An 11,294-nucleotide genomic window follows, 5' to 3' on the forward strand; every position below is an offset into this window, starting at 1 on the left:
CCGGGGTGACGGAGGCCACCGGGGTGACGGAGGCCGCTGCCGGGGTGACGGAGGCCACCGGGGTGACGGAGGCCACCGGGGCGACGGAGGCCACCGCGACGATGGAGGCCGCCCCGACGACGGAGCCGGCCGGTTCCACCGGCGACGGGCGTGCTCCTCGGGCCGTGCCGTTGGCCCGCAAGCTGGCTGCGCAGGCCGGCATCGATCTGGCGACCGTGCGGCCGTCCGGGCCGCACCGGACCATCCGGGCGCGGGAAGTCCGGGCTGCGATCGCGAGCGGCCCACCGCTGGTCGAGACCCCACCGTCAGCCGAAGTTTCGACAAGCTCAACCAGCGCGGGGGTTTCGACACGCTCGGTTTCGACAAGCTCAACCAGCGAGGGTTCGGTTTCGACAAGCTCAACCACCGGGGGCGGGACCGGCGAGCCGGGCGAACTGCTGGGCGACGCCAAGTCCCGCCGGATCCGGGTGGCGACCGCGCGGGTGCTGGAATCCACCGCACTCATCCCCCAGTTCACCGTGTGGCGGGCGCTCGACCTGAGCCGGCTCGCGGTGGCGCGCAAGGCGTCCCTGGCCGGCGTCAGCTGGAACACCATCCTGCTGCGCGCCTACGCCCTGATGTTGCGCGAATACCCCGCGCTCAACGGCAGCTGGGCCGGCGACGGCGTCCGCACCAACCCGCGGATCGGGGTGGCGCTGGCGATCGACACACCGTCCGGCCTGCTGGTACCCGTGTTGCGCGATCCCCACACCCTGGGGATCCGGGCGCTGGACGCGGCGATCAAGGATCTCGCCGCCACCGCGAAGGCGGGCAAGGTCGCTCCGGACGCGCTGGGCGGTGGCACCGGCACGGTGTCCAACCTCGGATCGTTCGGCGTCCAGCGGTTCAACGCACTACTGACCCCACCCCAGGCGACGGCGCTGTCGCTGGGCACGGTCGAGGTGCGTCCGGTCTTCGATGCCGACGGGGCCGTGCGGCCCCGGACGGTCTGCGAGGCCGGACTCACGCTCGACCATCGGGTCGCCGATGGAGCGGACGCCGCCAGGGCGTTCGCCACCATGCAGGCGGTCCTGGAAGACCCCTTCCTGTTGCTCGGCTGAGCTTCAGAAGGGGCGGGCGCGGAGAACGGACTCCGAGCCGACACACCATCAACACGAAACAGTGAAAGGAGGGGATCACATGGATGCCATCACCTGGTTCGCCGAGAACTTCATCGGACTGTTCAAGGCGGCTGCAGAGAGCTTCACCGGCCTCGTCACCGGCATTCTGCCGTTGCTCATCGTGCTGCTGACAGCGATGTATGCGATCACCACATGGATCGGCGAGGAGCGGGTCACCCGTGCCGTGCAGTGGGCCGGCAAGTACGCGATCACCCGCTACACGATCATGCCGATCATCGCGGTGATCATGCTGACCAACCCCATGGCCTACTCGTTCGGACGGTTCCTGCCCGAGAAGTACAAGCCGGCGTTCTACGACTCGGCGGTGTCGTTCGTGCACCCCGTGACGGCGTTCTTCCCGCACGCCAACGCAGGCGAGATCTTCGTCTGGACCGGCGTATCCGCCGGTGTGATGACGATCAACCCGGGCGCCTACGCCCGGTTGGCGGCGCTGTACTTCCTGGTCGGCATCGTGGTCATTCTGATCCGCGGCATCGTGACCCAGTGGATCACCCAGTTGCTGATCAAACGCGGCGGGCACCAGGAGCGCTTCGACGAGTTCGACGCCGCCTACGCGGCCGGTCACATCCAGGGAGCCAAGTCATGAGCTACCAGAGCGTGAGCATCCGCAAGGGACGCGGCGGCTGGGGTGCGGGCCTGACCCTCACTCCGACCGATGAGAAGAAGGTCGTACTGTCGGTGACCAGCGGTGGCATCCACCCGGTGGCCGCGAAGATCGCGGAGCTGTCCGGCGCCGAGGCCGTCGACGGTTTCACCAACCAGGTACCGGACGCCCAGGTGCTGTGCGCGGTGATCAACTGCGGCGGCACCGCCCGGATCGGGGTCTACCCGCGCAAGCGGATCCCCACCGTGGACGTCTACCCGGGTGAGCCCGGCGGTCCGCTGGCCCAGTTCATCACCGAGGACATCTTCGTCTCGGCGGTGACGCCCGCCGAGGTCTCGTTGGCCGGTGAGGTGGTCGAGGCAGCCCCGGCGATTTCCACGCAGGTCGACGCGATGGACGCCGACCGGGCCAAGTACGAGGCTCAGAAGGCGCAGGCCAAGCAGGCCGCGAAGGAGGCCGGCGGGTTCACCAAGCTCGTGGTGGGCTTCGGTGAGGCCATCGGCTACTTCATCAACACCCTGCTGTCCTCGGGCCGGCAGGCGATGAAGCTGGTGCTCAACACGATCATCCCGTTCATGGCCTACGTGTCACTGCTGATCGGCATCGTCACCTACACCGGTGTGTCGAAGTGGATCGCCAACGGCGTCACCCCGCTGGTCAGCAATCCGTTCGGGCTGATCCTGCTCGGCGTGATCACCGCCATCCCGGTGCTCTCGCCGATCCTCGGTCCGGGTGCGGCGATCGCTCAGGTGGTCGGCGTCCTGATGGGCCAGCAGATCGCGGCCGGCGCGCTGCCGGTGCAGTACGCGCTGCCGACCCTGTTCGCCATCAACGGTCAGGTCGGCTGTGACTTCATCCCGGTCGGGCTGTCGCTGGGCGAGGCGGAACCCGAGACGGTGTCCGTCGGTGTGCCGGCGGTGCTGTTCTCGCGGTTGATCACCTCACCGGTCGCGGTGCTGATCGCCTACCTGGCCTCATTCGCCATCTAAGGATGCGTTGATCAAACCCTCCATCGTCATCCCGGACTTGATCCGGGATCTCTCCCGGCTGAGATCCCGGGTCGGGGCCGGGATGACGTGGATGGTCAGCGCTCCCTCACAGGTGGCCGCTGGTCGAGACCCCGGTCTCGACAAGCTCGACCACCGAACCCCACCCCGTCAACGAAGACAAGGAAAGATACCCATGGCAAACCAACTGTGGTCGGCGACCGTCGACCGGATCGGTGAGTTCACCGCAGAGATGTTCGAGGGCGGCTGCTACATCCTGTTCGGCGAACCGCTGCCCGACGCGCTGGCCGACGTCAGCCTGGTGCACAAGACCCGCCAGGCGCCGAGCCGTCCGATCCGGGCCGGTGACACCCTCGAGCTGGGTGGCGTCACACTGACGCTCGATGAGGTCGGAGAACTGGCCAACCTGAATCTCACCGACCTCGGCCACATCGTGGTCTACGTCAACAGTCCCGAGCAGGCACTGCTGCCAGGCGCGGTCAAGGCCAGCGGTCCGTCCCGCCCCCAACCGACGGTGGGGTCGCCCATCGTCATCTCGGGGGACTGACCCATGGGCTGGGAGTTCGCCGCGCTGCTGATCGGCGCCCTGGTGGTCTCGCTGATGCTCGGCCTGTGGCAGCAGTCCCGCTACGCCCGCTCAGTCAACGCAATGGTCCGTCAGCACCACGGTGCCGGACGGCTGCTGGTCACCGGCCGGGGGCTGGGCAAGCTCAAGGGGACCATCGTGATGCTGGTGGTGGACGACTCGGCCGATCAGGTGATCGCCGCCCAGGTGCTGCGCGGCTCGACCATCTTCGCTGCGGCGAAGGACGCGCCGCAGCTGCTGGGCCCGGTCGCCACCCTGCCGGGACGGGCCGGCGACAAACAGACCGGCAAGGCCATCGAGATGGCGCTGAGCCAGCTCAAGGCCACCCGTGCCCGGACCAGGGACAACCGGATCCGGGACAACAAGGTCAACAACAACGTGGTGAGCACCCCCGTGCCGAGCGCCGTGGGTGCCAGGAGGAAGGTGCAACGATGAGTTACAGCCAACGGTTGCTCGCCCGCGAGCGCAGCGTCGGCCGTCCGGTTCGGGTCGGGGTCGTCGGGGCGGGCCAGATGGGTTCCGGACTGGTCGCCCAGATCAACCGGGTCCCCGGCCTGTTCATGTCGGCCGTCGCCGACATCGACGTCACCCGCGCCGAGCGGGCCCTGGCCGGCGCGGGTTGCGACCGGGTGACCACCACCGACGATCCGAGCGCTGCCGCCGCCGTGATCGAGGCGGGCGAGTCGGTGGCGATCAGCGACGGCCTGGCGCTGACCAGGCTGCCGTTGGACGTCATCGTCGAGGTCTCCGGCGTCCCGGACGTGGCGGCCGAGGTCGCCTACGCCAGCCTGCTCGCCGGCAAGGACACCCTGCTGATGACCGTCGAGGCCGATGTCACGGTCGGGCTGCTGCTGGCCGACATGGCGAACGCCGGCGGCGCGATCTACAGCATCTGCCGCGGTGACGAGCCGGTCGAATGCCTCAAGCTGATCGAATACGCCGAGGACATCGGCCTCGAAGTGGTGCTGGCGGGCAAGGGCAAGAACAATCCGAACCGGCCCACCGACACACCCACCGATGTCCGCGACGAAGCGATCGCCAAGGGCATGAACCCGAAGATGCTCAGCTCGTTCACCGACGGCACCAAGACCCAGGTCGAGATGTGTGCGCTGTCCAACGCCACCGGCTACCCGGTCGACGTGCCGGGCATGCACGGCGTCCCATGCTCGGTCGACGAGCTGGCCGCGAAGCTGGTGCCCGCCTCCGACGGCGGCATCGTGAACCATGACGGGCCGGTCGTCGAATACGTCACCGGCAACGTCGCGCCCGGCGTCTTCGTGATCGTCAAGTCGGGCAACGACGTGGTCACCCACGAACTCGACTACCTCAGGCTCGGCACCGGCCCCTACTACGCGATCTACCGGCCGTACCACCTGGCCTCGATCGAGGCGAACCTGTCGATCGGTGAGGCCGTCATCGACCGCAGGCCCAGCTTCCAGCCCCGCACCTGGACCTCGGAAGTGGTCGCCGTGGCGAAGACCGACCTGAAGGCCGGGCTGACACTGGAAGGGATCGGCGGACACCACGTCTACGGCCAGGCGATGCCGGCCGGCGAGGCCCGCAGCCACAACGGCCTGCCGGTCGGGCTGGCCGCCGGCTGTGTGCTCAGCCGCGATGTGGCGGCCGGCCAGCAGCTCAGCTATGCCGACGTCACTGTGGACGAAACCCGTCCGATCGTCGCGATGCGACGGCTGCAGGACGCCATGCTGGCCAACGGCACTCTCGGGAGGCGCTGATTCACGGTAACCTCCCGCATCGGAGGGGAGGCCCGATGGCTGCCGCACGATCGATCGACACGCTCGTCCGTGCCGCGCGCCTCTACTACGAGGACGGGCTCTCCCAGGGTGAGGTGGCACGCCGGATGGGCCTGTCCGGCGCCACCGTCTCCCGGGTGCTGGCCGCCGCCCGCGAGCGGGGAATCGTCGAGGTCCGCATCCACGATCCGCGCTCACCGGTCCGGCGGGTGGCCGAGGTGGAGCGGCAGTTGGTGGAACGGTTCGGTTTGACCGACGCCCGGGTGGGCACGCCGAACGGCGGCCCGGCCCAGGCGCTGCAGTTGGTCGGACGCCTCGCCGCCGACCTGTTCGGTGAGCGGATCGGCCAGATGAACCGGGTCGGACTCAGCTGGGGCAGCACCCTGGAGGCGTTCGTCGCCGAGGTACCGGAACGGGTGGCGGCGGTGCAGGTGCTGCCGCTGGCCGGCGGCAACCCGGGGCTCGACAGCGCGGGTGCCGGCGGCACGCTGGTGCAGGCACTGGCCCGTCGCTGCGGCGTCGAGCCGAGCCGGTTCCTGGCGCCGGCCATCGTCGAGTCGCCGCAGACCAAGGCCGCGATCACCTCCGAATCGGCGATCCGCAAGGCATTGGAGCGAGCCGCGCAGGTCGACCACGCGTTCGTCGGGATCGGCACCTTCGGCGTCCGGTCCTCGGCGACCATCGTCGAGGACATGAGGCTGTCCGAGGCCGAACTGGCGACCTTCCTGGCGCAGAAGCCGGCCGGTGACCTGACCGGGCGGTTCTTCGACGACGACGGCCTGGAACTCGGCTCGCCCACCTCGGAGCGGGTGATCGCCGTCACCCTGGACGACCTGCGCCGGGTGCCCTGTGTGATCGGCCTGGCGGCGGGTGTCGAGAAGGCCCGCGGCGTGCTGGCCTCCCTGCACACCGGCGTGGTGGACGTCGTCGTGCTCGACCTGCCACTGGCCAGGGCGGTGCTGTCCAGGGCCGGCGAGCCGGTGCCGGCCGAGGCCTGACCCGGCTGCTCCGCAACCGCGCCCCGGCGCGGGAGGCAGACCTATACTGCCCGTTGTGCCAGAGCCCGTGCCCGCCGTCATCGTCGCCGCCGGACGCGGCGTCCGCTTCGGCGGTCCCGTTCCGAAACCCGTCACCACACTCGCCGGCAAGGCGGTGGTGGCGATGTCGGTCGAGGCCATGGCGGCCGGCGGCTGCACCCACGCGGTGGTGGTGATCCCGCGCGACGGCGAACACCATTTCCAGCCGGCGCTGGCAGCCTCACCGATCCCGGTGACCCTGGTCGAGGGCGACGAGACCCGGCAGGCGTCCGTGCGCCGCGGCATCGCGGCGATCCGCGGACACGAGGATCTCGTCGGTACCCGGGTGGTGCTGGTGCATGACGCCGTCCGCCCGCTGGTGCCGGCCACCGTGGTGTCGCGGGTGATCCGCAGCATCCGAGAGGGTGCGGTCGCGGTGGCTCCCGCGATCCCGGTGGCCGATTCGATCCGGGCCCAGTCGCCGGACGGCCGGCTGACCATCGTCGACCGCGAGCAGTTGCGGGCCATCCAGACGCCGCAGGGTTTCAACTTCGACGTGCTGGAGGCGAGCCACAACTACGCCGCCGAACAGGGCATCGAATGCACCGACGACCTGTCGGTCTGCGAAGCCGCGGGGCATCCGGTGGCGATCGTGAAAGGCGCGATGACGTCGCTGAAGATCACCTCGGCGACCGACCTCGACCTGGCCGACGCCTTCCTGAAACTGCGCGCCGGCCTGGGCCGGCACTCCTTCCGCCGGGTGCTGCGGCACCGTCCGTTCGCCTGGTTCGCCAAGCCCGGCAGCAACGGGTACGCCGAGGTGATCCGGAGCCCGCGGTGACCCCGTTGCCCCGGGTCGGCATCGGCAGCGACGTGCACGCGCTGGCCGAGGGCGTCGAGCTGTGGGTCGCCGGCCTGCACTTCCCGGACGAGCCGCGCGGGCTGGCCGGGCATTCCGACGGCGACGTCGCCTGCCATGCACTGTGCGATGCGCTGCTGTCGGCGGCCGGGCTGGGCGATCTGGGCAGCAATGTCGGCGTCGACCGTCCGGAGTGGGCCGGGGCGTCCGGGGTACGGCTGCTCACCGAGGTGGCCGGGTTGGTCCGCGAGGCCGGCTATCAGATCGGCAACGCCGCCGTCCAAGTCATCGGCAACCGGCCCCGGCTACTGCCGCGCCGGCGGGAGGCCGAGCAGGTGCTCAGCGCGGCGCTCGGCGCGCCGGTGTCGGTGGCCGGCAAGACCACCGACGGACTCGGATTGACCGGACGCGGCGAGGGCGTGGCAGCCATCGCCACCGCGCTGATCGTGCCGGGATGAGTGCCGATCCGGTCGCTCTCTGCGCCCACGGTGAGGCCGCCTGGCACGCCGCCCTCTACGCCGGGCTGGGTGCCCGCTGGGACGACGACGGACGGTTGGCCCGCGGCTACCGCGCGGTGCCGCACCAGCTGCTGTTCGGTGCGGTGACGCTCAGCCCGGACGCCGCGGTGCCCGGCGACGTCCCCGGCGTGGTCTGCGACAGCTTCGCCCGGCTGCGGCTGCCCGGCCGGGAGGCGGAGCCGACCGGGCACTGGATGATCCGGGACGCCGGTGAGCGGGGCGCACCCACGCTCGTCCCCGGGCTCGCCATCCATCGCGTGGTCAGCGACGCGGACATCGCCTGGTTCGAGCAGTTGATCTTCCTCGCCGCCGACGGGCGTCCGCCCAGCCGGCCCGGCGAGATGCATCCGCCGGGAAGCCAGAGCTTTCCCGGCGCCACCTGGCTGTATGCCGAGCTGGACGGCGTCGGTGTCGGCACGGCGGCCTCCATCGCCACCAGCCGGGTGAACAACATCGGTGCGGTGGCGGTGCTGCCTGCCTTCCGTGGCCGCGGCATCGCGTCCGCGCTCACCGAGGCGGCGATCGCGAGGGCGCCGGACGTCCCGGCGACCCTGTCGGCGACCCCGTCCGGACGCGGCGTCTACCGCCGGCTGGGCTTCACCGAGGTGGGACGTCCGCTGCACCACCACCCGATCTAGCCGTCGGGCGGTGAATGCCGTCCGGACTCAGCGCACCTGGGAATCAGGCGGGGTGTAGGTGTTGCACTGGGAGATGGCCGGGCCGCCGGTCAGGCCGGTGGTGAACCAGCGCTTCCGGGTGTCGCCCAGGCCGTGGCCGGAGTCGATGTTCGGCTTGCCGCTGAGCACGTCGTCGCCCAGGTTGTAGGCGATGGTGCGCAGGTTCTCCAGGTCGTTGTCGTCCAGGTTCTGCGAGCGGGCCACCGCGTTGATCCACATGCCGGCGAAGCAGTCCGCCTGCACCTCGAGCCGGCGCGAGAAAACGTTCGCCTCGGCCTTGGTGGACACCCGCTGTTCCCAGGCGGAGCTCGAGATCGAGATGCCGGTGCGGGCCTGGATGGCGTGGCCGAACTCGTGGCCCAGGATCATCTCCATCAGGAACTTCGTGTTCTGCAGTTCCTTCGGGAAGATCTTCGGCAGCGGCTTGGCGTAGTAGATGCGCTGGTCACCGCCGCAATAGGAGGCGTTGACGCTGTCCAGCTTGCCGCAGGCGGTCTGGATCGGCTGGTTGTAGACGGTGGCCGGCGGACGCGGCAACTGGTAGCCGGCAGCCTCCACGGGCCCATGCCACACCTTCAACAGGCAGGCGGTGAGGTCCTGCAGATGGGCGTTGAGTTCGTCCTCGCTCGCATTCAGCGCGTCGATCGGCTTCAGGTTGTTGCAGTCGGTCGGAATGGTGGTCGACTGCTGATAGATCGGGTTTTTCGTCATCCACTCGGTGGCCTCCGAGTAGGTCTTCGGCGCCGGCAGCGGGGGCGGATCCATGTCCGGCGGCGGCGGGGTGTAGGTCTCCACCGGCCGCGACGTCCCGCCCGTTCCGCCGATCATGTTCGCCATGATGACGCCGGCCAGCAGCAGGCAGCAGACCACCACCAGCAGCATCAGCACCTTGCCGAGCGGGTTGCCTCCCCGCGGCCGCTGCGGCGGCTGCTGGAACCCTCCGGGCTGTTGCGGATAGCGCGGCGGATAACCGGGCTGCTGGAACCCGCCGGGCTGTTGCCTGCCCGGCTGCTGCGGCCAGGACGGCTGGCCGAAGGTCGGCTGGGAACGGTTCCAACCGGGTTGGGAAGGCTGCGCCGGCCAGCCTTGCGGCTGGCCCCACTGCTGCGGATAGGGCTGCTGGCGCGGAGGAAACGGCTGCGTCACGCGAACACTGTAACGGCCGGGGTGTCGCCGGCCACCCCCCAGGCACCTGGGATTTGTGCGTCGGCGGCGCGGTCCGCGGCCCCCCATGCGATAGCTTTTCGTGACGCGCACCGCGCTGTCGTGTCGCCCGACTCCGAAGGATCGAACGTGTCGAGACTGACCATCACCACCCCGTTGGCCCGGCTGGTCGCCGGCCTCCTCATCGTGACCGCGGCCCTGACCGGCCTGGCCGCACCCCGAGCCTTCGCCGCCGAACTGGTCGGGAAGTACGCGGTCGAGGGCTCGCTCGCACCGGACGGCACGCTGAGTGTGCAGGCCACCATCACCTTCGACGGCACCGCGCCGGCGACCCTGGTGCAGAGCTTCGCCACCACCCGCGAGGTGCTGGGCGATCGCGAGTACGTCTACCGGCTGAGCGACATCAAGGCCACGTCGAACGGGCAGCCGATCGAGGCGTCCGTCGTCGAACAGGCCGGCGCGACCGTGGTTACCCTGCCCACGCAGGGCGTGACCCAACCGGTCGTGCTCTCCTATCAGGTGCACGGCGCGGCGACGGCCGAACCCACCGGCGAGACCACGGTCGCCTGGCGGCTGCTGCAGGGGCTGAGCCTGCCGGTGAGGGAGTTCACCGCGGTCATCCAGGTGCCCACCATGATCGAGGCCGTGCAGTGTGAGGCCGGCCCGCCGGTCTCGCCGGGCGTGTGCGCCTTCTGGGGCGGCGGCACCCATGACCACCCGAACCCCACCTTCAACGACGGCCCGCGCGGCTCCGGCGAGATCGTCGAGGCGATCATGCGCTTCCCGGCGGGCACGGTGGCCGTCAACGAGCAGGTCCGTGAGCTGTGGACGCTGGGCCGGGCGTTCTCGGTCGCGCCGCTGCCGCTGGGCATCGCGCTGGCACTGCTGGTGCTCGGCGGGCTCGGCTTCTGGGGCCTGCACCGCCGTCTCGGACGCGACGCCGTCTCGGCCGCTGAGCCGACGCTGGTCGCCGAGTTCCATCCGGTCGGCGACGGTGAGGCCGAGTTCCGGGTGCGCGACGGCATCCGTCCCGGCCAGGTCGGCACGCTGGTCGACGAACGGGTCGATCCGGTCGACGTGACCGCGACCCTGCTCGATCTGGCGGTCCGCGGCCACCTGCTGATCGACGAACTGCCCAAGTCGTCGAAGTACGCCGAGGGGGAGTGGACCTTCACCCGGCGCAGCGGCGGCGACGAGCTGCGGCCCTACGAGAAGACGCTGCTCGACGCCGTCGCACCCGTCGACGGCGAACCGGTGGCGACCTCCGAACTGCCGGCGGCGATCGGCACCGTGATCGGCACCGTGCAGGATCAGCTCTACGACGACGTGGTGGCGCTCGGCTGGTTCGCGCGGCGTCCGGACCAGACCCGCAACTCGTGGTTCAAGGTCGGCTTCGGCCTGTTCGCCGCGGCCGTGGTGGCCACGATCCTGCTGGCGGCCTTCACCAGCTACGGGCTGACCGGTCTGGCGCTGATCGCGGTGTCGCTGCTGGTGGTGTTCCTGGGTCAGGAGATGCCCGCCCGGACTGCCAGTGGCGCGTCGCTGCTGAACGGCCTGGGCCTGCTGCGGGCGCAATTGCTGGGCCACCCGACCGACCAGATGCCGAAGGGTCGTGAGCTGGAGGAACTGTCCGAGGTGCTGCCCTACGCGGTGGTGCTCGGCGGCTACGACCGCTGGCTGAAGGCCCTGGTCGACGCCGACACCGACCCGGACGCCGACTCGACCGATCTGGACTGGTACCACGCGCCCGCCGATTGGCACCTGTCCGATCTGCCCGCCTCGCTGAGCCGCCTGGTCACCACCATCCAGGGCAAGCTGTTCGCCCGCTGATCGGCCCCCGCCACAAAGCCCTCCCTAACTAGTTCAGCCCTCCCGTCGACGGGAGGGCTGAACTAGTTAGGGAGGGCTTTACCGGCTTGTCAGGTGAG

At 70.1% G+C, this 11,294-nt stretch carries 12 protein-coding genes; 11 read left to right on the forward strand and 1 reads right to left on the reverse strand.

Going from position 1 to position 11,294, the window contains the following annotated elements; genetic code table 11:
- The 10 genes from QM624_RS02495 to QM624_RS02540 form a co-directional block, all read left to right on the forward strand.
- Positions 1-1,100, forward strand: a 1,100-nt coding sequence (locus tag QM624_RS02495; RefSeq protein ID WP_415088527.1) for a 2-oxo acid dehydrogenase subunit E2, incomplete at its 5' end; no start/stop codon positions are given.
- A gap of 79 nt (positions 1,101-1,179) precedes the next feature.
- On the forward strand, positions 1,180-1,767 hold the full coding sequence (locus QM624_RS02500; protein ID WP_415088528.1) for a PTS glucitol/sorbitol transporter subunit IIC: 588 nt from the start codon (positions 1,180-1,182) through the stop codon (positions 1,765-1,767).
- Positions 1,764-2,774, forward strand: a complete 1,011-nt coding sequence (locus QM624_RS02505) for a PTS glucitol/sorbitol transporter subunit IIB (RefSeq protein ID WP_415088529.1) — start codon at positions 1,764-1,766, stop codon at positions 2,772-2,774. The genes QM624_RS02500 and QM624_RS02505 overlap by 4 nt, the downstream gene beginning before the upstream one ends.
- A gap of 193 nt (positions 2,775-2,967) precedes the next feature.
- Positions 2,968-3,339, forward strand: coding sequence for a PTS glucitol/sorbitol transporter subunit IIA (locus QM624_RS02510; RefSeq protein ID WP_415088530.1), 372 nt, complete (start codon positions 2,968-2,970; stop codon positions 3,337-3,339).
- A 3-nt stretch (positions 3,340-3,342) separates the two neighbouring features.
- Complete coding sequence (locus tag QM624_RS02515) at positions 3,343-3,813, forward strand: transcriptional regulator GutM (protein WP_415088531.1); 471 nt, start codon at positions 3,343-3,345, stop codon at positions 3,811-3,813.
- Positions 3,810-5,114 carry an NAD(P)H-dependent oxidoreductase gene (locus tag QM624_RS02520; protein ID WP_415088532.1) on the forward strand — a complete coding sequence of 435 codons (1,305 nt, stop codon included), beginning with the start codon at positions 3,810-3,812 and terminating at the stop codon, positions 5,112-5,114. Before QM624_RS02515 ends, QM624_RS02520 begins: the two co-directional genes overlap by 4 nt.
- 35 nt (positions 5,115-5,149) lie before the next feature.
- Complete coding sequence (locus tag QM624_RS02525; RefSeq protein WP_415088533.1) at positions 5,150-6,130, forward strand: sugar-binding transcriptional regulator; 981 nt, start codon at positions 5,150-5,152, stop codon at positions 6,128-6,130.
- A gap of 55 nt (positions 6,131-6,185) precedes the next feature.
- Positions 6,186-6,989, forward strand: a complete 804-nt coding sequence (ispD, locus tag QM624_RS02530; RefSeq protein ID WP_415088534.1) for a 2-C-methyl-D-erythritol 4-phosphate cytidylyltransferase — start codon at positions 6,186-6,188, stop codon at positions 6,987-6,989.
- Entirely contained in the window at positions 6,986-7,465 is a 480-nt protein-coding gene (ispF, locus tag QM624_RS02535) for a 2-C-methyl-D-erythritol 2,4-cyclodiphosphate synthase (RefSeq protein ID WP_415088535.1), read from the forward strand. The genes ispD and ispF overlap by 4 nt, the downstream gene beginning before the upstream one ends.
- Positions 7,462-8,163 (forward strand): GNAT family N-acetyltransferase, encoded by a 702-nt coding sequence (locus QM624_RS02540; RefSeq protein ID WP_415088536.1) that lies wholly within the window; start codon positions 7,462-7,464, stop codon positions 8,161-8,163. The genes ispF and QM624_RS02540 overlap by 4 nt, the downstream gene beginning before the upstream one ends.
- A 27-nt stretch (positions 8,164-8,190) precedes the next feature.
- On the opposite strand, the gene QM624_RS02545 is transcribed toward QM624_RS02540, so the two are convergent.
- Positions 8,191-9,348, reverse strand: coding sequence for a neutral zinc metallopeptidase (locus tag QM624_RS02545; protein WP_415088538.1), 1,158 nt, complete (start codon positions 9,346-9,348; stop codon positions 8,191-8,193).
- Between the two features lie 147 nt (positions 9,349-9,495).
- Here QM624_RS02545 and QM624_RS02550 point away from each other — a divergent pair, with 147 nt between their 5' ends.
- On the forward strand, positions 9,496-11,196 hold the full coding sequence (locus QM624_RS02550; RefSeq protein ID WP_415088539.1) for a DUF2207 domain-containing protein: 1,701 nt from the start codon (positions 9,496-9,498) through the stop codon (positions 11,194-11,196).
- Positions 11,197-11,294: the final 98 nt, after the last annotated feature.

Origin of the sequence: Micropruina sp. (assembly GCF_047606365.1) — a bacterium.
In the GTDB taxonomy this organism is placed as follows: domain Bacteria; phylum Actinomycetota; class Actinomycetes; order Propionibacteriales; family Propionibacteriaceae; genus Micropruina.